Raw genomic sequence first — 23045 nt, 5'->3', positions numbered from 1 at the left:
CGGCCTGCCAGGCCGCTTCGAAAACCGACGCCGTTGACGGGGATTTCGCGTCTGTGCGCAGGAGCGCCTGCCGCAGGGATCGGTGATGTGAGGGGTCGGCCGGGGCATCGAGCAGTTTCCGCCCGAGGGCGCGGATTTCCTCGTCCTCGTGCTTCTCAATCCCTTCGGCGACGATCTGCAGCCATGGACGCGCTTTCTCCCAGTAGTACAGACACGACCGTTTGGAATCGGGATCTGCCGCGACGACCAGGCTGTCGGCCACAGCGGTCGCCAGGACGTTCGGATTGCCAGGCATGAGACCAGCCATACTGATTCCCCTCAGCACAGTCGGAACCGGTGCGGGATTCACGGCCCCCACGGACCTCTCCTGCATCGGAGAGCAACGTCGTACTTCGGTCACGTCACGCCGGCCGGGCCGGCGGTGATCTGTGTCCGGTCCATTGCGGCAACCGCGCACGTCACACGGCTTCGGGTGGTGAGAACCGGGCACCGGCGCAGAGGCCGCGGTGCGGACGAAGGCGGGGTCATGAGCGGGACGGTGATGGCTGAAACTTGCCGCAACTTCCCTGGCGCAAACGTCTTGACCCCTGTTGACGGAACCCTACATGATGCTGATCACTGAGCAAGCGGTTTCTGTCATCGGTGCACCATCCGCCTCGAAGTACATGGATTCGAGAGTAGGTCGACAGTATCGGATGCCGAACTCCTGCACACCGCAAGCGCCTTTTCCCCGGGGGTGGACCCAGTCGATGAACGGCGTTCCTCTGAGCCCTGCCGGAAGGTCCGCGCTGCCGGTGGTCACATTGACGATCGCTGGTCTTCTCCCCGCGCACCATATTCGTATCGCCGGAATCAACGAAGAACACGTCAGGCTTCTGATGAGCTGTGGGGACGACCTGCCACCGCTCCTCGTTCAGAAAAACACCCTCCGCGTGATCGATGGAATGCACCGACTTCGGGCGGCGCAAGCGGCCGGCCGGACGAAGATACAGGCGCAGTTACTGGACGTCGACGACCGTGAGGCCTTCCTGTACGGCGTCAGCGCGAACATCGCTCATGGACTCCCCTTGTCATTGGCGGACCGCAGAGCCGCGGCCCGGAAGATCCTCGAACTGCACCCGGAGTGGTCCGACCGCGCCGTCGCCAGGGCGGCCGGGCTCTCCGGCAAGACCGTCGGTGCCCTGCGGACCCGGGAGGGCCTCGGCGCGCCGCAGCCGGCGCGGCGCATCGGGCTCGACGGAAGGGTACGCCCGGTGAACGCAGCCGTCACCGGACAAGCGGCGCGCGAGCTGCTCGCGGCAAAGCCCGAGGCGCCCCTGCGCGAGATCGCCAGAAAGGTCGGTGCCGCCCCGGGTACCGTCCGCACAGTGCGAGAGCACATGGCGGATACGACGCCCCCGGCCGCGGAAGCCGTGGCCGAGAGCACGCCGCCCGCCGGGTCCGAAGACCCGTCCTCGGCACCGGCATCCGACCACGCCCCCAACTCCCGCCTGACCATGGCCAACGTGGACACCATCCTCGCGAAGCTCCGACAGGACCCTGCGCTCAAGTACCGCGCGACTGGGCGTGGACTGTTGCGCCTGTTGCACCAGAGGCCGACCAGCGCGCTGAGCCGTGACGTCATGGAGGCCATACCGGCGCACTGCGCGGCCAGGGTGGCGGCATTGGCCCGCATCTACGCCTGTGAGTGGCTGGAAATCGCGGGAAAGCTGGAGAACACGGCAGCCGCCAAGACCTGACGACGACATACGGCCAAGGTGTGCCGGCCTCCGCACCACGCGGCGGCGGGTTGTCAACTGAGGAAATTCCGCAGTTGTCCGATCGCTCGGACCGGTCGGCATTCCTTGCCCTTCACGTCGTCGAACTCGTTCGTGACAGCTTTCGTTCACCGAGTTCTTCGGGCCGCGCCTTGAACCAGTCGATCGTTCTGCGCACCCCCTCCTCCAGGCCGGTGACGGGACGCCAGCCGAGGGTGCGGGTGGCGCGTTCGATGACCGGGCGGCGCCGTGGCGGGTCGTCCTGGGGCAGGGGCCGAAGATCGATCGGCACGTCCGTACCCGTCAGCCGCTGTACCAGCCGGGCGAGTTCGGCAACGGTGCACTCCTCGGGGTTGCCCAGGTTGACGGGCCCGGGCTCGGTGGCGTCGAGCATCGCGACGAGACCGGCGACCAGGTCGTCGACGTAACAGAAACTCCGGGTCTGGCTGCCGTCCCCGTAGATGGTCAGCGGCCGGCCGGTCAGTGCCTGGGAGATGAAGTTGGTGATGACACGGCCGTCGTGGGACCTCATCCGTGGCCCGTAGGTGTTGAAGATCCGGACGATGCCGGTGTTCACGCCGTGGGTGCGGGCGTAGGCCGCGGTCAGCGCCTCGGCGTACCGCTTGCTCTCGTCGTAGACGCTTCGCGGGCCGATGGGATTGACGTTCCCCCAGTACTCCTCGGGCTGTGGGTGCAGTGCCGGGCTCCCGTAGATCTCGCTCGTGGAGGCGAGGAGGAACCGGGCGCCGTGGCGCTGGGCCAGGGAGACGGCGTGCTCGGTGCCGCGGCTTCCGACCGCGAGGGTGTCCAGCGGGCGCCGCAGGTAGTCGGGGGGCGAAGCGGGACTGGCCAGGTGGGCGACCGCGTCGACCGGTCCCGTGACGTCGACGCCGCGGGTCACGTCGCACTCGACGAACGTCAGGCCGGGATGATCACGTAAATGCCGGAGATTGGCCAGCCGGCCGGTCGACAGGTCGTCGACGCAGACGACGCTGTCGCCGCGCAGCACCAGCGCGTCGCACAGATGCGATCCGAGGAAGCCAGCCCCGCCGGTGATGACAACACGCATCACACTCTCCTGACCTTCTGTTGTGCCTGAGTGGTCGACACCATGAGCATCGAAGCCGCGGCGCCGGTGAGGATGGTGGTGCGTGCCGCTCGTAGCCGGTCGCTCGGCCCTCGGAGGCCTGGAGTATCCGGTCGCAGCCCGCTGGAGTCATACTCCGGTCCCGGGTCGACCACCTTTCCGGAAGTGCCGTACCCGGGCAAGAGAATGCCAGCCGCCGACGAATACCGAAAGCCCGGCGGCGCCTGTCGGAAAAATGATCCGTGACGTACGGTCGGTCCTGCACAGACAGGCGGAAATAAGGGGACCTCGTGAGTTGCGACGAGCGCACGACCGAACCGCAGTTTTGGCCGCACGGTGGCACGGACCTGGATTCCGATGAGGGCGCATATCTGCCCGGAATGAGTTTCGAGACCTACCGGGCGAGCATGGCGAGCTTTCCCAGGTTCTACCCGTTGATCCCGGACACTCCACCGTTCGGTCCGGTGATGGAAATCATCCAGCAGGGAAACGAGTTCGACACGGACCAGCACGGCCGCGGCGACTCCTATCGCGTCGCCCAGCGCGCACCCGACATCAGACTTCACGGCATCCAGACCCTTCTGGAACTGGCTCTCGCCGGGCCCATTCCGCAGGAGTGGCCGGATGATCTGCGCATCCTGGACGTGCTCGGCGGTGACGGCACCCTCGCCCGCGCCCTCGCCCGCCTGCGACCGTATGCCGCTCGGCACCGCCAGTGCATCATGACCAGCGACCTGTCCCGGCACATGGTGCTGGAGGCCCTGAACTACGGCCTGCCGGCGATCTGCCAGCCGGCCCAGCACCTGCTGCTGCCCGATGCGAGCTTCGACGCGGTCATCCTCGCCTACGGCACGCACCACATTCCGGCAGCGGAGCGACGGCAGGCCTACGCCGAGGCCCTGCGGGTGCTCAAGCCCAACGGCAGGATCGTGGTGCACGACTTCGAGGAGAACGGCGCGGTCGCCCAGTGGTTCTCCACCGTCGTCCACCGCTACTCCCCCAACGGCCATGCCTATCAGCACTTCACACGCGAGGAGTTACTGGACGACCTGCGCGCCGTGGGGTTCCGCGAAGCCACGGTGCGCGACATGTACGACCCGTTCCGCGTGACCGGCCCCACCGCGGAGGCCGCCCGCAGCGGCCTGTGCGCGTACGTGGCCGGGATGTACGGGTTGTTCAAGCTGCGGCGCGCTCCCGACTGGCAGCCCAGGCTGTGGGAGCTGATCGGAGAGCACGCCGCACGGTTGCGCGGTCACGAGGACAGCGGCATGCCGCTGGTGCGCCGGGCGGACGCCGGGTTCGTCGCCGTCATGCCGCGCCGGGCTCTGGTGGGGGTCGGGGTCAGGTAACCACCGAACCCTCCTCGGCCAGTTGCGCGGCAAGCGCCGCCGAGTAGTCGGAGGTGCTCCGCGCAGCCGGCAGGAGGTTCTCGTGCAGTTCGGCGAGGACGTCGGGAGAGAAGCCCGTGGCCTGCCAGTCTTCGAACGTGATGCCGAAACCCAGCTTCCGCCAGAGCTCCCCGTTGAGCTTCTCCGAGTCGCTCCACGCCTCGAGGACGATCAGCGGCGTGGCCGCCCAGAGGGAGTCGAGCAGGGTCCCCGCGCCGGGTTTGCTCATGATCGCGACACCGTTGCGGGCCAGGTCGAACGCGTGCGGATACTCGGTCCTGCGGGTGAACTCGGCCCCGGACGCGCCCACCGCCGGATCGATCCGGGCGAACGGCGGGTAGCCGTTGTCGTGCCAGGGATGCCACTGAGGGTCGATCATGAAGTGGCGCACGCCGGGGCGCTCGTCCTTCACGTCGGCCGATTCGTAGGTCACCAGGTCCAGTCCGAAGTGGTGGCGCGACAGTTCGTCGGCACGCTCCCGATAGGTGCCCAGCCCCCATCCGCCCCCGTGGGCGAGGATGCGCTGCTCACGTTCCGCCCAGGGCACGGGCGGCTTCCTGCTCACCGGGATCGTCCAGGGCAGAACGCCCCGTTCGCCGTCGGCCAGGTTGATCTCCCGTGCGCCCTCCGGGGGAGGATCACCGCCGAGGAGGAAGGACTGCATGGGCGCGGCGTCGCCCCGGCACAGGTCGACACCGATCGGTTCCCCGATGAACTCCCGGAATCCGCGCAGCATCGACAGCCAGTAGCCGGACAGCACCACGAAGTGCCGGACTCCCCGCTCCTGCCACTCCTTCCACTGCTGCCGTACGGCACCCTCGTCGAGGTCGAGGCCCGTGTCGCGTTCCATACGGCGCCCGGCGAGCGCGAACCGGAAGCTGCGGTGGTAGGCCCACTTCATGTCGCCCATCGTGGCCAGCTTCTCCTGCGGCAACAGCCGCTCCAGCACGTGCACTTCCGCGGTCATGTGCTGCTCGCGCAGCCGGTCGGCCAGCAGGAGACCCGGTACGTGCACGCCCAGAGTGGCGCCGGAGGTCAGGATGGCGATCATGCTGTCTTCGCCTCCTTACGGCCGGACCAGTCGTCGAACGTCGCGGCGAGCGGTTTCAGTGCCTCCCGCTCAAGCCAGGCACGATGCTGGGCGTCGAACTGCCGGGGCACCGCCTCCACCCACATGATCAGGTGGAGGTAGGCCCGGTAGAGGGCCAGACGGGTGCGGGTGGACGCGTCGAAGACCACCGAACCGCCTGCCGCCCGGTAGCCGTTCAGGAAGGCTTCGTCCCGCTCGATGTCGTGGAAGAGGCCCAGCGAGACCAGCTCCGCCACGGGGTCGCCCCAGAAGGCCCGCTCGGCGTCGATCAGTGCTCCGATTCTCGGCCCGTCCGGTCCCTGGTCGACGAGTATGTTGCCGTCCCAGAGGTCGAAGTGGACGAGCCTGGGGACGGTCACCTCGTCCAGCACCGGGCTCTGCGCGGCGAACAGTGCGCGGATCTCGTCCGTCGGCCGGGGCAGGGTGACGTCGAACCGCCCGGCGTCGTCCAGGACCGCGTCCACCATCTCCAGGAATGCCGCACGCCAGGTCGCCCGCAGGGGACCCAGCGGTCGCGCGGGATAGCCGAACCCCTCGTTGCCGGTGATGGTGTGCAGGGCAGCCACATGGCCACCGAGCGCGGTGCGCAGCCGGGCGCGTGCACTGGCGTCCATGGTGCCCAGCAGCTCGAACCAGGGCGTGCCGGGGCACTCCGACATGACGAGGTGATCGCCCGGGGCCGCACCGTCCTGCGCGCCCGCGGCCAGTACGTCGGGCAGCGGGACCCGCGTCGCGTCACGCGCCGTCCTGTAGTACCACGCCTCGGTGTCGAGGATTCCCCGCTCGTAGCGCAGGACGGGGACGGTCTCATCGGGCGCGAGTTTGACCACGAGCCCCGTGCCGTCGGTGCGCTGCACGCGGACGACCGTGTTGAAGGTGCCGCCGCCGAGTTCCCGGCAGTCGGCCACGTCGTCCCACGGGACGCCCGCGGCCGCCAGGGCGGCGGTGAGACGGGCCTGTTGACGCTCGTTGCCGAGCTTCATGTGGATTGTTTCTCCCATCGGGTCGTCGTCACTCTCAGCCGGCGGCGGGCGCGGTGCCCGGTGGAGCTCCCATCGGGGTCGCCCCCACGGCCTGGGCGGCCTCCGTGAGGCGCTGCCGCCAGTGCTCCACCTCCTGCGGCGGGCAGACGAGGGCGCATTCCAGTCGGCCGCGAGGCGGACGCAGGCCGGTTGTGCCGAGCGGCAGGATGCCGCCGGGCGCCCGCTCCGTGTGCAGGGCCCCGTCGCTGTCCAGCTTGTCGATGAGCCGGTCGACGGCGTCCTCGTGCGCGAGGCCCAACGACAGCCGCCACAGGTTGACACACAGGTCGCCGGCGCCCAGCCGCCGTTCCATGGCCATGCCGAGCATGCCGATGGAACGGCGTGCGTTCACCTCCAGGACAGGCACGATGCGCCCGTCATCGAGCAGGAGCGAGTCCACTCCGACCGGGCCCCAGTAGCCCTCGGCGGCCACGATGGCGCCGAGTCGGACGAGGGTCTCCGGGTAGCCCTGCCGGTATGCCTCGTCGGCGAGGTCGCCGGGCAGCGGGCCGACGCCCACGTGGCTGAGTCCACGGTGCTCGACGAACCGCATGCCGAGGAACTCGACCCGGCCGTCCCTGGTGATGTCCAGGTATCCGGAGAAGTCGCAGCGCTTGGCCCACTTGGGCTGGACCACGAGTTCGACCCGCTTGCCCTTGGCGACCTCCCGCTCAAGGGACCGGGCGATGGCGCGGAGAATGGCCGGCCGGTCCTCGTCCACCTCCAGGATGCCCCGGCCGCCCACCCCGAAGGGGTCCTTGATCACTGCGGTCGGGCCGGCCTCCTGCACCGCGGCCGTCAGCTCGGCCACGGAGCGGACCGTGCGGCCGCCGGGCAGGCCCAGGCGGTGCGCGAGGTCGTCGGAGAACACCTTGGAGTTGACCCTCGCCACCACGCCGGCATCCGGGAGCTGGTCGGCATGGCCGGTACGGCCGGCCAGTTCCCGGGTGTCGGGCAGCACCGCGTAGGGCGCGAGCGCTGGGCAGGCGGCGATCTCGGCGAGCATCGGAGCGTTGCGGGTCAGCACCCGCTCCACGGTGTCTTCGAGGTCCTGGGTGGGCGAGCCCTCGGCCGCGCCGGTCGCCGACAGGTAGCGCGGGGCGTATCCGGCCTCGGCGAAGACCTGCCGTAATACCGACGGCACCGGATGGCGGGTGACCAGCAGATCACCGGGTGCGCAGAAGACGGCGAGCATTTCGTCCATGGCGGCGACCTGGGCACGGCCGCGGCCGTCGGCGACGGCCGGGAGCAGGGCGAGGTCGTCCGGCCGCCAGCGCGCCTCGGCGTCGAACGTGCCCAGGTGGGCCGTGCGTACCGCGCCGCTCACTCTGCCCCGGCCAACTGGCTGGAGACGTACTCGCCGAACTCGCGGACGGACCGCAGCAGGTCGAGAGAGAGGCTCTCGAAGTCGAGTTGGATGCCGAACGCGTCCTCTATGGAGAGCAGGAAGGAGATGGCCTGCAGAGAGTCCAGTCCGTATTCCTCGACCATGTTGCCGTCGGACCGGATCATTTCGACCGTCGTGCCGTTGCCGAGTACCTCGGCCAATACCTGTTTGACGGTGTCCTCGATCTTGGTGATGTCTGCGATGTCCTGCACGCTGGTCACACTCCGTTGAGATAGAGCAGAATACACCTCGAGCAGATCGGCATCATTCCGTTCTCCGCGAGGATTTCTCGGACCCTGCGGAAGTTCGGGCTGTGCCAGAGCTGCTCGGCAGGCGTGTCGTAGAGATTGCCCACCACGAATTCCGGGAAGAACTTGCAGGAGCTCACGTTGCCGTCCGCGTGTACTTCCATGCGGTTGTACACGGCCAGGCAGCGGCTGCGCTGCTGCACCGGCGCGGGGGTTCCCAGGATGAAGTCCTCGATTTCCTCGTCCGACACTTCGGGCTGGTATCGGATGCGAATGTTCCATTCCCGCTCGGCCAGCCTTGCCATGGAGGTGCGCAGGGCCGGCAGCTGTTCCGGCGGCAGCCGGTACGTGTAGGAGTGCCACGTGGGCCGCTTGGTTTCGCCCGTGCGCGGCAGCCAGTCGAAGCACTGCTCGTAGACACGGTCCATCGCCTCGGCGACTTCCGGTGAGATGAACCAGGGGAACTGGAAGTACACGGTGTGCACCCCCAGATCCTCGGCCCACTGCATGAAGTCGTACATCCGGGACACGTTGGTGTGCGAGACCATGCAGGACAGCGAGAGCTCCCCCAGGTACTCGCCGCGGCGCTTGAGGTCGAGCATCGACCGGATGTTCTTCTCCGTGCGCGCGAAGGTGCCCCGACCGCGCAGGGCGTCGTGGTCCTCGGCCAGACCGTCCAGGCTGACCAGCAGATTCAGGTCGTCGATGCCGACCATGTGCTTCTGGTTGCGCTGCAGCAGAAGCCCGTTGGTGCACATGTTCACCGTGCGCGGATAGCGGCGGAGCAGATCGGTCACGGCGGGGAACTCGCTGTACATCAGCGGTTCGCCGCCCCAGACGAAGAGTTTCGAGCGCTGCTCGGCCGTGAGTCGCAGGACGTCTTCGACAATGCCGATGTCGAGCTCGGTCCTTTGTTTCTCACGGCTGTAGTCCCGGAAGAATCCCTGTTCCGCCCACTGGTAACAGTGCGTGCAGCGCAAATTGCACCGGTACGTCAGCTGAAGGCAGACTTCCTGCGGTAATGGAGCCGCGTAGGCCGGATCCAGCCGGGCCTGCCGGCGGGCTTCCGACTTCAGCGCCACCGTGCGTTTGATGTCGGCGAATTCCTTGACGTTCAGCGTTCGAGACGTCCTTGGCGACATGGGTCCTCCCCCATGGCATGGATGTGGGCACCTGCGGACCGTGCGAGTGGCACGGAAAACCGAAAAAGGAGGTGCTTCGACACGCCTCAGTGAGCGAGCGCGGATGACCATGCTAGCTGCAAGCAGTTGTCACCGCCATGACTCATGAACCTTGAGAGATTTCCGGTGGTCAAGTAGCGTCGGGGAACCCGTTCGCACAGCTTCGTGTTCCGCCACGCCTTTGTCCGCACCCATGGATCTGCCGGCATGCGCGATGCCGGGCGTGCCCCACAGGAGAAAGACCCGGTCTTCCATGGGTTTTGCCGTTTCCGGGGACAGAACCGGAGGAATCCACATGACGGATGTCGACGTCGACCGTTCCTACATCCACGATGTCGTGCTGCGCCTGGTCTCGGCGTACGCGCCCGTACAGGCGAGTGAGGTCACCACGTCGAGCGTTCTGACGGAGGAGCTGGGCTACAACTCGCTGCGGCTGGTGGAGCTGACCTTCGCCGTCGAGGAGCTCTTCGAGCTGGACACGCTCACCACCGCCCAGGTCCAACCCATCCAGACCGTAGGGCAGTTACAGGACTTCGTCCTGGGCCTGATCGCCGAAGGGCGATGCACACCACCGGCCCCGGACGAGGTCGAGGACGCCCTGCGGAACGTGTGACGCACCGGACTCGACCACGGGAGGTCAGCGACGTGACAGAATCCGTCGCTCGCGCCGATGTCTTCCGTCTGCTCGCGAAGATCACCCGCGTGCCGGACGAGGCGAGGACGTTCGACGTCCCATCGGACGAGGTGCGGGAGCGCTATCGCATCCCGCTGGACGTACTGGACTTCATGGCGGCCCACGGCCTGTCCCGCGGCATCGGGCCGGACGGCGAAGTCGCCTACGACGAACGGGACATGACGAGCGTGGCGCTCCACCTCGGATACAGCCCGGTGGCTCGCGTGGCACGCCGCTTCTGGGCCACGGGGCTCAACCTGGAGCCACGCGCCGGCCGGCTGCACTACCGGCTCGAATATCAGGGCACCTGCCCCGACCCCGGACACGGCAGCGTGTGCCGGTACCGGCTCGCGCGCCCCGGGCTGGGCGTGGTCGAGCAGCTGGTCGACGCCGCCGGCCGCGTCCTGGCCCGCGACACCGTGTCGCCCGAGACGGACTGGCCGCCGTTCTCGGACGCCGCCCGTGCGCTGCTCAGCGAGGCGGCGGACCTGGACCTGCTGTTCGTGCCCCGGTCCCTGCGCTACGACCTCGACTTCATCCGCAAGGCCCGCGTCTGCGACTGCGCCGGGGCGACAGCGCTGCTGCTGGACGCGGCCGCCCGTTATGGCGTGCAGGCACGGTGGGCCTTCGGGCTGATCGCCGTACCGCCCTTCGCGGCCACGCACAACTGGATCGAGATCCTCACCGACGGCCGCTGGGTCCCGGCCGACCCCGTACTGATCAAGGCGATGATCGAATGGGGCGCCCTGGACCCCACGCAATGGAGTCCCTACCGGTCACCGGGGGCGATCTTCCTCAGGCTGGCCGACCAGGACGGCCCGGTGGCCGTGCACGAGGACGTGCCGGTCCCCGTCTCGATGGCGATCCGCGTGGTCGACGATCCCGCGGCCACACCCGTCACGCAGTCATGAGCGCCGGAGAGGACACGGTGGATCACGCAGACCTGACGACCATCGACGTCACCGTCCCGGTGACGTTCTCCTGGCAGCAGCCCACCTCCACGGCACCACAGCTGAGGGCCTTGTACGAAAAGGCCAAGAGGATGCAGTGGGATGCCGACACGGACATCGACTGGTCGTACGAGATCAACTTCGGTGAGCCACTGCCCGCCATGACGTCGGGTTCCCGGAGCCCGTTGGGCGGAGCCGACGGTTGCCCGGTGCCCCGGCCGCTGTGGAGCGACCTGCACTGGGCCCACCACTCGTGGTCGGTCAGCCAGTTCCTGCACGGGGAACGCGGCGGACTGCTCGGCACGGCACGCCTGGTGGAGACGGTTCCGGACGCCGACGCGAAGCTCTACGCGGCCAGCCAACTGGCGGACGAGGCGAGGCACGTCGAGGTGTACGGGCGGTACGTGGAGGTGCTCGGCGACTCGTTCCCCATCAGTCCACCGCTGCGCACCATGATGGAGAACATCGTCTCGGAGAGCCGGTGGGACATCGTCTACCTCGGTATGCAGATCATCGTGGAGGCGCTCGCCCTGGCCATCTTCCGGCTCGAGGGGAAAGCTCCGCAGAATCCGGTCATCGGCCGGATCACCGAGCTCGTGGCACGCGACGAGGCACGGCATGTGGCCTTCGGGGTGCTGGCACTGAAGGACCTGTACGGGGAGTTGTCGAGTCGTGAGCGCGCCGAACGCGAGGAGTTCGTCAAGGAGTCGGCGCTGCTGATGGCCCGCCGGTTCCGTATGGAGGAGGTCTGGGAGCGCCTGGGCGTCGATGTCACGGCAGGCATCACCTACACGCTCAACGACCCCTTCATGATCCAGTTCCGGCAGGCGATGTTCTCGAAGATCGTCTCCAATCTCGGCAAGATCGGCATGCTCACCCCGGGTGTGCGTGCGCATTTCGAGGAGCTCCAGCTCCTCAGGACCGCGGCTCCAAGGGGGGATCGATGATGGCGGGTGTGCTCGGCTGGCTGGAGGAACCTTCCAGCAGCCACGGTCTGCGGTTCGCCGAGGACGACGGCGTCGGCTGGGAGTTCTGGTCGTACGAGCGGCTGGCCGCGCTCTCCCTCGCGACCGCCGCGCACCTGCGAGCGTCCGGCGTCGACCCCGGCGACGTGGTGCTGATCGGCTGCCCCACGTCTCCCCGTTTCATCGGAGCCTTCTTCGGCGCTCTCCTCGCCGGAGCCACTCCGTCGGTCACGGCGCTTCCCACGGCCTTCGACGACCCGTCGGTGTACCGGCGTCACTTCGACCACCTGCTCGACCTGACCGGGGCACGGGCCGTGGTGACGGTGCCCCAGCTGGCACCGTTCGTCCGGGAGACCCTGGAGGCGCACGGCTGCGCGCTGCTCTTCGACCTGCCCGAGACGCCCCCGGCGGGCTTCACCCCTGCGCCCCCGCCGCAGACGGCCGTGGTGCAGTTCAGCTCGGGATCCAGCGGTCCACCGCGAGCCGTGCGCATCGGCATGTCGGCTGTCTCCGCCAACGTAGGGGCCATCGGCGAGTGGCTGGGCTTCGACGCCGAGCGGGACCGGTGCGCGACCTGGCTGCCCCTCCACCACGACATGGGACTGGTGGGCTCGCTGCTCTTTCCGATGTCCAACGCGGCGGATCTGTGGCTGATGCGCCCCGAGCAGTTCATCGGCCGGCCGCTTCGGTGGCTGCGGACCGTCTCCGAGTTCGGGGTGACCACGGCCGCGACGCCGATGTTCGCGCTGGGGCACGTGCTGCGCCGGGTCCGGCCCGAGGACGTGGAGAAGCTCGATCTGGCCCGCTGGCGCACGCTCATCGTCGGGGCGGAACGCGTCGACGCGGCCGTACTCGACGCGTTCGCGGACCTGCTCGCGCCGGCGGGATTCGACGCCGGGGCGTTCCTGCCGGCGTACGGACTGGCCGAGGCGACCCTGGCCGTCACGGGCCGTCGGCACGCGGAGCCCCTGCGGACGATGACGGTCGACGTCGGTTCTCTCGCGCCGGGGTCCCCGGTCCGGTCGGCCGTCGGCGACGCTCGGACGACCACGTTCGTCGGCTGCGGGCGTCCCCTGGCCGGCACGGAGGCCACGGTCGTCGACGACGACGGCCGACGGGTGGCGGACGGTGTGCTCGGTGAGATCGTGGTGCGCGGGCCCGGCGTCGCCGACGGATACCTCGACAAGCCGTATACCGTGTCGGAGCCCTTCGGCGGAGTGCTGCACACGGGGGACGCCGGGTTCCGGATGGACGGCGAGCTCTTCGTGGTCGGACGGCTCGGCGACAGCGTCAAACAGTTCGGCCAGTGGGTGTTCGCCGAGGACGTGGAGCGCGTGGCCCTCTCCGTGTCGGCCCGGCCCAGTCGCACCACCTGCCTGCTCGGGCATCTCGACGGCCACAACACCGCGGTGGTGGTGGTCGAGGAGGCCACGGCGGAGCATGCCGAAGTCATCGGGCAGGCGCTCAGGCGGCACGGCTTCGAGCTGCGCGTGCTCGTGCTGAGCGCCCCGTCGCGCTGGATCAGCCGCACCACGAGCGGCAAGCCGAAGCGCCGGGCCATGTGGCGGCGCCTGCTCGAACACCGGGAGGAGACCGTCGTCTGCTGGGATTCCGCCGCCCAGGGCCTGTCGCGGTAGTCCCGTCGTCCCTTCTGGATCGGTCAGCGATGTTCCTTGAGCGATACCGTCGCGTTCTCGCCCTGCCTCGTGTCAGGTCGACGATCGCACTCATGTTCCTGGCGCGTCTGCCTCTGACCGTCACGAGCCTCATGCTGACGCTGCACGTCGTGGGTCCTCTCGACCGCACCTACGGGGAAGCGGGCCTGGTGGGCACCGCGATGACAGCGGGCACGGCCGTGGGCGCCCCCATGGTGGGACGGATGATCGACCGTCATGGGCTGAGGCGCGTGGTGGCCCTCTGCGGCACGCTCACCACGGCCTTCTGGCTGGGCGTCGCGCATCTTCCGTACCTGCCGCTGGTACTGCTCGCTTTCCCCATGGGCATGCTCACCGTGCCGATGAGCTCCCTGGCCCGCCAGTTCCTGACCGCCCTGGTTCCCGAGAAGCAGCGGCGGACCGTCTTCTCGCTGGACACTGTCCTGGCGGGCGTCTCGTTCCTCATCGGGCCGACGCTCACGGTCGCGGCCGCCACCCGTTATTCGACCGACGCTGTGCTGACGGCCATCGGCGTCTGGCTGGCACTGGCCTCCGTGGCACTCTGGGCCACCGACCTGCCGGTCCGCAGCGCCGACGAGTCCCGGGAGACCGGGGCAGGGCCTCGCCCGCGTCTGCGCACCCTCCTGGACGGCCGGATGACCGGATCGCTGGTCATCAGCTTCAGCGCCATGGTGACGCTGACGGGTACGCAGCTGTGCGTGGTCGCGACGCTGCGGGCCGGTGGCGAGACGGCCTGGACCGGCGTGGTGCTCGCCATCATGGCGCTCGGGTCGATCATCGGTGGCATTCCGCACGGTGCCATGCGCCGCTCCCTGTCGCAGGGCGTGCTGGGCCTGCTGCTCGGGCTTCTGGTGGTTCCCGTGGGAGTGGGCGGCGGCTCCTGGTGGCTGCTGAGTCTCGCCCTGGTGCCGATGGCACTGGTGACGGCTCCGGCCCTGGCGGCCAACAGCGAGACGGTCAGCCGCCTGGCCCCGTCCGGCTCGCGCGGCGTAGCCATGGGACTTCTGGATTCGTCGACCAGGACGGGTACGGCGCTCGGCGGCCCGGCTGTCGGATTCGTCATCGACCACACCTCACCGGCGTGGGGTTTCGCCTTCACCGGCCTGGCCGGCCTGGCCTTCGCCGGGCTGGGGGTCCTCTGCCACCGGAGCTCACGAGTTCCCACACGCCCGCCTCGGGAGCCGACCTCCCCGGCGGACCACGCCGCATAGGCACACGCACCGCATGGTCGTCCGCCTGGGAAAGAAGTCCGATAGGGATGGGAGTGCGTGACATGCCGCAACGTGAAGGCCGGCTCAACTGGCCGCAGACGGACTGGATGATCGGCCAGCCCATCGACAGGACGAGGGCTCATGACGGAAACATGTGCTTCGTGGTGCCGGGTGGCGGGGCGCGGCTGCCGTGCGTCCTGCGCGCGCTGCATCAGCTGATCCTGCGGCACGAGAGTCTGCGTACCGTCGTGAGGTACGACCACCACCGCCGCAGCGGTACCCAACAGGTCGCCTCTCCGCCGCGGACGCCGTCGGATGTCGAGCCGCTCGTCACCATGGTCCCCGGGCGAGTGGCGCGCGACGCCTTGGGGGAGGTACGGCGTACGTCGTTCGACCTCGCGGCCGGGTGGCCGCTACGCGTCGTGCTCGGCCTGAGCGGCCCGGCCGAGACGGTGGACGAGGTGGGCTTCGTGATCGACCACAGCGCCACCGACGCCTGGGGTGCCAAAGTCGTCCACGACGACCTGCGCCGGTACCTGAGCGATCCCGGGGCCTGCCGCGCGTCCGACGACGAGGTGTGCCAGCCGCTCGACCTGGCCGCCTGGGAGGTTTCGCGGGAAGGGCAGCGGCATCTGACGCGGGCGCTGCGCTTCTGGGACGCGCAGGTGACACGTCTGGGTGAGTGTCTCGGTGACCTGGTGCTCGATGGCGCTCCCCCGTTCGACGAGGCCGACAACGAGGCCCGTTACCGGTCGCGTTGGTTCACCTCCCGGGCTCTGCTCGCCTCCGGGCAGCGGGCCGCGACCCGTCTGCGAGTCCCCCTGTCCACGGTGTTCCTGCTGGCCTACGGCCTGTCTCTGTGCTCCCTGAACAAGCACCCGGCCATCGGGATCCTGACCTTGGCGATGAACCGCCCGTCCCCGCCCCGGCAGCGGTCGGCGGCGAAGATGTTCATGCAAGCGCCCGTTGTCGTCCGTCGCCCCGGTGAGAGGGGACTGCCGGAGCTGGCCGCGGACCTGGCGTCGCAGCAGATGCGTGCGCACATGGCCGCCGAAGCCGACCGTCTCCAGGTCGACGCGCTCATCGCGGAGCGGCTGCCTGCCGCGAAGTCCCTCGATGTGATGGGTGCCTACTTCAACTTCTACACCGGAGCGGCGGAAGCGCCGGCCGACGCCGAGGAGGACTCCCGGATCCACCAAGGCCCGGAGCGACACCGAGGTGCACCGCTGATGCTGGCCGTGAAGCAGCAGCAGCGAGATGTCCGGGTCACCCTCACCTGCCGCGAGAACACCAGGTGGTCGGCCGCGAGTCACCTACTGCTACGCCACATCGACGACATCGTCACGGCTCTGGGGTCCGGCGCCGACGGGCCACTCGAGGACGACCGCCCATACCGTGGCCATGAGACCGCCGTCGGCCCGGCGCCCGGCCGGCCGTCTCCCCTGCGGTGAGGACCGCTCGGCACCTCCCGCACGCCCACGCGGCCGGCCCCTGGACCGACGCCCCCGCCACCGGCTCACGCCGTCCGGCGTGCACAGCGCTCTCGTGGCCACGGCACCGTCTCGTACGGACCGGCCGATGGGTGACGCGCCGCGCGCGACCGGTCGTGGCCGAGGGTCTCAGGCAGATCCGCTCCGGCGGTTCCTGAACCACCACACACCGCCGCCGAGGACGAGGACCACCGCGCCGATGCCCAGAGGTACGGCCACGGACATGCCGTCGTCGTCCTCCGTGTTGTCCGCCACCGGCTCCGCGGGCGACTCCTCGGCGGCGGGCTCGTCCGAGGCGGTGCCCGACGACGGAGCGGAGGCCGTCGGTTCCTCCGTGGGGCTGGGACTCACCGACTGGGCGCCCGGTGCGGCGGCCTTCAGCTCCAGGCGGGGAGCGGGATGCCCGTGCCCGTGCCCGTCGCCCTGGGCCTCCTCCTCCAGTTCGATCCAGCGGTCGACCTTGCCGTCGCTGTAGGTCTGCAGGGTCTTGAAGACCAGCTCCTTGGCGTCCGGCAGCTGCCGTACGGTCACGACGTACTCGGCGTCCTCGCCCACGGCGAGCTTCGGCCCTGACACCGTGTAGCCCCGGCCGGTAGGGGCGAACTTCCAGCCCTTGGGGCCCTTCTCATAACTGATGTCCTGCGGGGTGATGCCCTCGGGCAGGATGACCTCCAGCTTGCTGATCCCGGCCGAGGCGGACTCCGACTCGGCGGAGAAGGTCAGCTCCACGTTCTGGTCGAGGGCTCGGGCACCCTCCGCTTCGACCTCCGTGTGGGCCGCGGCCGGGCCGGCGGTGGCGACAGCGACCGCGAACGCGACTGCTGAGAGGGCGCCGGTGAGGCGCAGGCTGCGTACCAGGGTCGGGCGGCGCACTGAGAACTCCTTCGATGGGGTGACGCCGAGCAGTTGGCGGCGGCACGGCGGAAGCGGAGAAGGGTGAAAGGCGAAAGGCGAAAGGTGAAGGGTGAAGAACGTAGGGCGAAGAGCGAAGGCGTGATGGGATGAACGGCCGGGCACGGGTGTGCGCGGCCGATGCTCCTCGTCGCGGCGCGGAGCCGACGACTCGTCGTCTCCGTGCACGGCCTTGGGAAGCCGGCTGTCGTCAGGCGACAGCGGTCCCCGTGGGTGGCCCCCGAGAAGTGATCGTGTGGGTGAGGAGAAGCTGCCGCGGCTTGCGATCCGAACCGCCCCGGCGCGCGCGGACGCGTGGCCGGTGCGGGGGCGCGGGCAGCCGGAGGATCAGGCGCAGCGGAGTGACGAGCCATCCGGCCAGAACCCGCAGGATGCGGAACGCGGCGCGCTCGCCGTGGGCGAGCCACAGGCCGCACAGCAGCGCGGCCAGCAGGTGGGCGGCGAGCATGCCGGTCGAGGACGTGCCGCCCATGCCGTGGTCAAGGGGATGTGCGGCCCCCATGTGGTCCATCGACCCGATGGAGTGCGTGGTGCCCGTCGCGCCATGCGCCGTGCCCGGGTCCGGCGGCGAACCACACAGCAGCCGGCCCAGCCACTGCTGGACGAACGCCCTGCCACCGGATGTCTGCGGATGCACGACTGCCTGGGCGAGCGAGAACGACGAGTGGAGTACGGCTTGGGCGGCGACCATGACGGAGCCAACCACGACCGGCCCGCGCTCCCGGTCGGCCAGCCGCCAGGCCGTGCCGCCGGTCACCGCCGCCCCCGCGGCCATGGCCCACCAGGGCACCGCGGTCCCCGACATCATGACGTGGCCCAGGGAGGCGAGCAGCACGCAGACGGCCGTGAACACAGCGGCCCTGAGCGTGCGAGAACACCCCCCAGCAGTCATGGCCGCCTCATCCTCGCAGTCCGGGTCTCCCACGTCACGTGGAGAGTACGGAAGTGCCCCTGGTGTCCGACTCAATCCAGCCGCTGTGATCCACGCCATAGCAGGATCGACGGATCCGCCGGTCGAAGTGCGGGTTGCGGCGGCATAGATGCCGGGAGCGGCCCGGCAGTGAGCGCCGCCGCACTCCACGCCGTTGCCGAGAGAGTCCCGAGCCGGTCAGCCACTGCGTCGCCGGTGTGGATCCCATGCGATGACGACCGCGCCCGCGTCGAGCCTGCCGAGCGCCTCGTCGTCGTGCAGGCGCATCCGCTCCGCTTCCCTGGCACCCGACAGGATCTGCCTCGACAGCGGCGGCCGGTCATACGGCACCGGCCCGCCGGACACACAACAGCGTGCCGGGCGGGCCGGCGGTCAGTCCTCGCGCGTAACCGGCGCCTGCCACGGGGCGACGACGGCGTCGATCAGGCCGCTCGCCGTCTCACGCCAACCGGCATGCCGGGTCGGGGTGTTGTCCGCGAGCGCTCGCTCCGGTTCGGCGACCATCTGCACGATCAGGTGACGCGTGATGGCGGAACGCTCGGCGTGCATCTCGGCGGACAGGTCGGGCAGACAGCGGATCAGACGGTCCCGCAGCGTCTCCATCGGCGGCGAGCCGGCCGCGAACTCCTCAATGGTGACCGCCGGGAGCGCCGGGTCGGCCGTGACGAGCGCCGACGATCAAGGGCTGTGCAGGGCAGGCCCGGGGAGCCCGACGGCTCAGCGGATCACCAGGACGTGGTCACCGCGCGGCAGCAGTTCGCCCACGACGGGGGCGCCGGGGATTTCGCCGGCCACCAGCAGTCCGCCGGAGGTCTGGGCGTCGGCCAGGAGCAGCGCCTCGTCCTCGCTCACCGCAGACAGGTCGCTGTGCGGGCGTACCCACTCCAGATTGCGCCGGGTGCCGCCGCTGACGTATCCCTCGCGCAGCGCTTGCCGGGCGCCGTCGAGGTAGGGCACGGCGGTGGAGTCGATCAGCGCGGTGACCCCGCTCGCCCGCGCGAGTTTGCAGGCATGTCCGAGCAGCCCGAACCCGGTGACGTCCGTCGCGCAGGTGAGCCCGGCGGCCACCGCCGCTTCGGCCGCTTCCCGGTTGAGCCGTGTCATGGCCTCCACCGCCTGGGGGAACTCCTCGCCGGTGGCCTTGTGCCTGCTGTTCAGCACGCCGATGCCCAGCGGCTTGGTCAGCGACAGCGGCACACCCGGCGTGCCGGCGTCACTGCGCAGCAGACGGTCCGGGTCGACCAGGCCGGTAACGGCCATGCCGTACTTGGGCTCGGGGTCGTCCACGCTGTGGCCGCCGGCGAGGTGGCAGCCGGCGGACGCGGCCACGTCCAGGCCGCCGCGCAGGACCTCGCGGGCCAGTTCGAGGGGGAGCACGCCCCGCGGCCAGGCCAGCAGGTTCACGGCGAGCAGGGGTTGGCCACCCGTGGCGTACACGTCCGACAGTGCGTTCGCCGCGGCGATCCGGCCCCAGTCGTAGGCGTCGTCGACCACGGGCGTGAAGAAATCCGTGGTCGCCAGCACCGCCGTGCCGTCCGGCAGCCGGACGACGGAGGCGTCGTCGCCGTCGTCCAGCCCGACCAGCAGTTCGCCCGCGGGGTCGCGGACCGGGGCGGCGGCTCCCAGGCCCCGCAGCACTTCCTCCAGCTCGCCCGGCGGGATCTTGCAGGCGCATCCGCCGCCGTGCGCGTACTGGGTGAGGCGGACGGATGGAGGAGACGACGCCAGTGAGGTCACGTCGACCATGATTCCGCAGATACCCCATTAGCGCCCGTACAGGGCATTTGCGAAGATGGCCGCGTGGCCCGGGGAGGCGTATCCGGCCTGGTGACCGGCCCGGTCTTCAAAACCGTTGAACGGCAGGAGCTGCCGTTGGCGGGTTCGATTCCCGTCCGCCTCCGCCACGTCCCCCAGGAGGGTCACGGCGAGGAGAAGAGGTGCCATGAGCGATCCCCGTCGGCTCATCCCCGGCACCGACTCCGTGCTGGCCGAACCGCGCATCGCCGCCGCCGTACGGACCCTCGGGCGTCCCCTGGTGAAAGCGGCCGTCGCCGAGGCCCAGCGTCGTGCGAGGACCGGCGAGATCGCGCCCGAGGACGTGGTGGACGCGGCGGTCGGCCACCTTCCCGAGCGGGCCTGCGGACTGCGGCCGGTGATCAACGCGACCGGGGTGCTGGTGCACACCAACCTCGGCCGCGCGCCGCTGTCGGGAGCCGCCCGGGACGCGGTCATGGCCGCTGCCGGATGCACGGACGTCGAGTTCGACCTCACGGAAGGCCGTCGGGCCCGCCGCGGACGAGGGGCGCTCGCGGCGCTGGCCGAGGCCGTGCCCGACGCCCGGGCGGTGCACGTGGTGAACAACAACGCGGCGGCGCTGCTCCTGTGCGCCCTGGCGCTGGCCCCCGGGCGGGAGATCGTGATCAGCCGGGGCGAGCTGGTAGAGATCGGCGACGGGTTCCGTATCCCGGAGCTGCTGGCTTCCACCGGCGCGCGGCTGCGCGAGGTCGGCACCACCAACCGCACGCATGTGCGTGACTACGCCGAGGCCATCGGCCCCGACACCGCCTTCGTGCTCAAGGTTCACGCGTCCAATTTCCACATCAGCGGTTTCACCGCGGCAGCGGACATGAGCGAACTGGCGAGGCTCGGCCCCCCGCTGGTGGTGGACATCGGTTCCGGCCTGCTCGCCCCGCACCCGCTGCTCCCCCGGGAACCGGACGCCGCCACCGCGCTGCGCGCCGGGGCGGCGCTGGTGACCGCCAGCGGGGACAAGCTGCTCGGCGGTCCGCAGGCCGGGCTGCTGCTCGGCGAAGCGGGACTGGTCGAGCGGCTGCGGCGGCATCCGGCAGCACGGGCCCTGCGGGTGGACAAGCTGACCCTGGCCGCGCTGGAGGCGACGCTGCGCGGTCCGGAGCCGCCCGTGCGTGCCGCGCTGGCCGCCGACGAGGCCGTGCTGCGCGAGCGCGCCTCCCGGCTGGCCGAACGGCTGCGGGCCGAGGGAGTACCGGCGGAGGTGCTGCGCACGGAGGCGGCCGTGGGCGGAGGCGGTGCGCCGGAGGTGACCCTGCCCAGCGCGGCCGTGGGCCTGCCCGCGCGGTTCGGCCCGCTGCTGCGCACCGGTGCTGTCCCGGTGATCGGCCGACTGGAGCGTGGACGCTGTCTGCTGGACCTGCGCACGGTCGGGGCGGAGGAGGAGCAGTCGGTGCTGGAGGCCGTACTCGCCGCCGCAGGCGGTCGGGGTGACGACCACCGGAGGGAGCCGCCGTGCAGGTGATCGCCACCGCCGGTCATGTCGATCACGGCAAGTCGACGCTGGTGAGGCTGCTCACCGGGATGGAGCCGGACCGCTGGGAGCAGGAGCGCCGGCGTGGTCTGACGATCGACCTCGGTTTCGCCTGGACGACCCTCCCCGGTGGACCGGAGGTTGCGTTCGTCGACGTCCCCGGCCACGAGCGGTTCGTGCCCAACATGCTGGCCGGCGTCGGCCCGGTCCCCGCCGTGCTGTTCGTGGTGGCCGCCGACGAGGGGTGGATGCCGCAGTCGACCGAGCATCTGCAGGCACTGGAGGCGCTGGGCGTGCGGCATGTGCTGCTCGCCGTCACCCGCTGCGACCTGGCCGACCCGGAACCGGCGCGGCGGCAGGCGCTGGCCCGTATGGCGGTGACCGGCGTGGGGCCGGTCGGCTCGGTGACGGTGAGCGGGCGCACCGGCGAGGGCCTGGACCGGCTGCGCGCCGGACTGGTGCGGCTGGTCGGAGCCCTGCCCCCCGCCGATCCGGACGCCGATGTCCGGTTGTGGGTGGACCGCTCGTTCAGCATCGTCGGCGCGGGCACGGTGGTCACCGGGACGCTGACGGCCGGCACCCTGCGCGCGCGAGAGGAGCTTCAGCTGGCGTCCACCGGGGCGGTGGTGCGGGTACGCCGGTTGCAGGCGCTGGGCCGGGACACGCCCGAGGTCCGTGCCGTGGCCCGGGTGGCGGTCAATCTGCGCGGCGTCGACCAGCATGCGGTCGGCCGTGGCGACGCGCTGCTCACCCCGGGCAGGTGGCTGACCACCTCCGAGGTCGACGTCGCGCTGCGCAGCGTCGGTGATGACAGGGCTGACGCCGGTGAGCGCCGTGACCTCCCTCAAGAGCTGGTGCTGCACATCGGCTCGGCATCGGTCGCCGCCCGGATCCGGCCCCTGGGGGTCGGCAGCGCCCGGCTGCGGCCGGCCCGGCCCCTGCCCCTGCGCGTCGGCGACCGTGCGCTGCTGCGCGACCCCGGGCGGCACCGCATCGCCGCCGGTGTCGACGTACTCGACGTGACGCCCCCCGAGCTGCGCCGGCGGGGAGCCGCGCGGCGTCGCGCCGCGGAGTTGGCCGCACTGACCGACGCGCCGCCGAAGGCGGTGGCCGGGGCGATACTGCTCCGGCGGCGCTTCGCAACCGTGGGCGAGCTGCACGCCATGGGACTGCCCGAGGTGGGCGAGCCGGTGGGTGACGATCTGAGGGTTCATCCGAGCGTGTGGCGCGAGCTGCTCGGCTCCGTGCGGACTGTGGTGGACCAGTGGCGCGACGATCACCCACTGGAGTCCGGCGTGCCCGTGGAGGCGGTACGGCAGCGGCTGCGGCTGCCCGGCACCGGTGTGGTGGAACGGCTGGCCGACGCCGCGTCGCTGCCGGTGGTGGACGGGCGGGTGTGCGCGCCGGGCCGCCCTGGGGTGCTTCCCGGGCCCGTCGAGGCGGCGGTGGCCGCACTGACCGCCGCGTTGCGCGAGGCCCCGTTCGCGGCACCGGACGCCGCCAGGCTGGCGGAACTGCGGCTGGGGACCAGGGAGCTGGCCGCCGCGATGCGGGCCGGCCGCCTGCTGAAAGTGGCCGACGGTGTGTTCCTGCTGCCCGACGCCGACGCACGGGCCGGCGACGTGCTCGCGGAACTGCCCCAGCCGTTCACCCTCAGCCAGGCCCGGCAGGCGCTGCGCACCACACGCCGGGTCGCGGTGCCCCTGCTGGAGCTGCTGGACCGCCGGGGTGTCACCGAACGGCTGTCCGACGACACCCGGCGGGTGCGTACCGCGCCGAGGTGATCGGCGCTCG

At 70.4% G+C, this 23045-nt stretch carries 20 protein-coding genes and 1 tRNA gene; 11 read left to right on the top strand and 10 right to left on the bottom strand.

The annotated features are described in order from the left end of the window. The first annotated feature begins 605 nt into the window (after window positions 1-605). Window positions 606-1739 carry a ParB N-terminal domain-containing protein gene (locus tag NW895_RS40030; RefSeq protein WP_289942094.1) on the top strand — a complete coding sequence of 378 codons (1134 nt, stop codon included), beginning with the start codon at window positions 606-608 and terminating at the stop codon, window positions 1737-1739. A 112-nt stretch (window positions 1740-1851) separates the two neighbouring features. On the opposite strand, the gene NW895_RS40025 is transcribed toward NW895_RS40030, so the two are convergent. Further along, complete coding sequence (locus NW895_RS40025; protein WP_289942092.1) at window positions 1852-2826, bottom strand: UDP-glucuronic acid decarboxylase family protein; 975 nt, start codon at window positions 2824-2826, stop codon at window positions 1852-1854. A gap of 398 nt (window positions 2827-3224) precedes the next feature. Here NW895_RS40025 and NW895_RS40020 point away from each other — a divergent pair, with 398 nt between their 5' ends. Further along, window positions 3225-4193, top strand: coding sequence for a class I SAM-dependent methyltransferase (locus NW895_RS40020; protein ID WP_289942090.1), 969 nt, complete (start codon window positions 3225-3227; stop codon window positions 4191-4193). Here NW895_RS40020 and NW895_RS40015 read toward each other — a convergent pair. The 5 genes from NW895_RS40015 to NW895_RS39995 are packed head-to-tail and all read right to left on the bottom strand — an operon-like array spanning window position 4186 to window position 9061. After that, entirely contained in the window at window positions 4186-5283 is a 1098-nt protein-coding gene (locus NW895_RS40015) for a hypothetical protein (RefSeq protein ID WP_289942088.1), read from the bottom strand. The genes NW895_RS40020 and NW895_RS40015 overlap by 8 nt on opposite strands. Further along, entirely contained in the window at window positions 5280-6305 is a 1026-nt protein-coding gene (locus NW895_RS40010; protein ID WP_289942087.1) for an aminoglycoside phosphotransferase family protein, read from the bottom strand. Before NW895_RS40010 ends, NW895_RS40015 begins: the two co-directional genes overlap by 4 nt. A gap of 34 nt (window positions 6306-6339) precedes the next feature. Beyond that, on the bottom strand, window positions 6340-7671 hold the full coding sequence (locus tag NW895_RS40005; RefSeq protein ID WP_289942086.1) for a hypothetical protein: 1332 nt from the start codon (window positions 7669-7671) through the stop codon (window positions 6340-6342). Then, window positions 7668-7943, bottom strand: a complete 276-nt coding sequence (locus tag NW895_RS40000) for an acyl carrier protein (RefSeq protein WP_289942085.1) — start codon at window positions 7941-7943, stop codon at window positions 7668-7670. The genes NW895_RS40005 and NW895_RS40000 overlap by 4 nt, the downstream gene beginning before the upstream one ends. 5 nt (window positions 7944-7948) lie before the next feature. After that, entirely contained in the window at window positions 7949-9061 is a 1113-nt protein-coding gene (locus tag NW895_RS39995) for a radical SAM protein (RefSeq protein ID WP_289942084.1), read from the bottom strand. A 394-nt stretch (window positions 9062-9455) separates the two neighbouring features. On the opposite strand from NW895_RS39995, the gene NW895_RS39990 reads away from it, so the two are divergent. From NW895_RS39990 to NW895_RS39965, 6 genes are all read left to right on the top strand, one after another. Then, the gene (locus NW895_RS39990; RefSeq protein WP_289942082.1) at window positions 9456-9773 is read left to right on the top strand and encodes a phosphopantetheine-binding protein; all 318 of its coding nucleotides are present in this window, start codon (window positions 9456-9458) and stop codon (window positions 9771-9773) included. Between the two features lie 32 nt (window positions 9774-9805). Further along, window positions 9806-10744, top strand: coding sequence for a transglutaminase domain-containing protein (locus NW895_RS39985; RefSeq protein WP_289942081.1), 939 nt, complete (start codon window positions 9806-9808; stop codon window positions 10742-10744). Window positions 10745-10761: 17 nt separating this feature from the next. Further along, on the top strand, window positions 10762-11730 hold the full coding sequence (locus NW895_RS39980; RefSeq protein WP_289942080.1) for a ferritin-like domain-containing protein: 969 nt from the start codon (window positions 10762-10764) through the stop codon (window positions 11728-11730). Beyond that, entirely contained in the window at window positions 11727-13385 is a 1659-nt protein-coding gene (locus NW895_RS39975) for an AMP-binding protein (protein ID WP_289942079.1), read from the top strand. The genes NW895_RS39980 and NW895_RS39975 overlap by 4 nt, the downstream gene beginning before the upstream one ends. A 92-nt stretch (window positions 13386-13477) precedes the next feature. Then, window positions 13478-14635, top strand: a complete 1158-nt coding sequence (locus NW895_RS39970; protein ID WP_289942078.1) for an MFS transporter — start codon at window positions 13478-13480, stop codon at window positions 14633-14635. 62 nt (window positions 14636-14697) lie between these two features. Further along, window positions 14698-16086, top strand: coding sequence for a condensation domain-containing protein (locus tag NW895_RS39965; protein WP_289942077.1), 1389 nt, complete (start codon window positions 14698-14700; stop codon window positions 16084-16086). A gap of 168 nt (window positions 16087-16254) precedes the next feature. Here the strand turns inward: NW895_RS39965 and NW895_RS39960 are convergent, their stop codons facing one another. The 4 genes from NW895_RS39960 to selD all read right to left on the bottom strand — a co-directional run bounded on the left by NW895_RS39960 (window position 16255) and on the right by selD (window position 19714). Then, on the bottom strand, window positions 16255-16998 hold the full coding sequence (locus NW895_RS39960) for a DUF1775 domain-containing protein (protein ID WP_289942076.1): 744 nt from the start codon (window positions 16996-16998) through the stop codon (window positions 16255-16257). A gap of 229 nt (window positions 16999-17227) precedes the next feature. Next, entirely contained in the window at window positions 17228-17929 is a 702-nt protein-coding gene (locus NW895_RS39955; protein ID WP_289942074.1) for a hypothetical protein, read from the bottom strand. A gap of 411 nt (window positions 17930-18340) precedes the next feature. Further along, on the bottom strand, window positions 18341-18571 hold the full coding sequence (locus NW895_RS39950; RefSeq protein WP_289942071.1) for a hypothetical protein: 231 nt from the start codon (window positions 18569-18571) through the stop codon (window positions 18341-18343). A gap of 114 nt (window positions 18572-18685) precedes the next feature. Continuing rightward, on the bottom strand, window positions 18686-19714 hold the full coding sequence (gene selD, locus NW895_RS39945) for a selenide, water dikinase SelD (protein WP_289942070.1): 1029 nt from the start codon (window positions 19712-19714) through the stop codon (window positions 18686-18688). A 63-nt stretch (window positions 19715-19777) separates the two neighbouring features. Between selD and NW895_RS39940 the strand changes: the two genes are divergently transcribed. The 3 genes from NW895_RS39940 to NW895_RS39930 all read left to right on the top strand — a co-directional run bounded on the left by NW895_RS39940 (window position 19778) and on the right by NW895_RS39930 (window position 23035). Further along, window positions 19778-19872 (top strand) — tRNA-Sec (locus NW895_RS39940). 38 nt (window positions 19873-19910) lie between these two features. After that, a complete protein-coding gene (selA, locus tag NW895_RS39935; protein ID WP_289942068.1) occupies window positions 19911-21242 on the top strand; it encodes an L-seryl-tRNA(Sec) selenium transferase in 1332 nt (443 codons plus the stop codon). Next, on the top strand, window positions 21233-23035 hold the full coding sequence (locus NW895_RS39930) for a selenocysteine-specific translation elongation factor (protein WP_289942066.1): 1803 nt from the start codon (window positions 21233-21235) through the stop codon (window positions 23033-23035). The genes selA and NW895_RS39930 overlap by 10 nt, the downstream gene beginning before the upstream one ends. Window positions 23036-23045: the final 10 nt, after the last annotated feature.

This window comes from Streptomyces sp. S.PNR 29, assembly GCF_030386795.1.
Lineage (GTDB): Bacteria > Actinomycetota > Actinomycetes > Streptomycetales > Streptomycetaceae > Streptomyces.
This window is presented reverse-complemented; position numbering and strand designations above follow the sequence as displayed.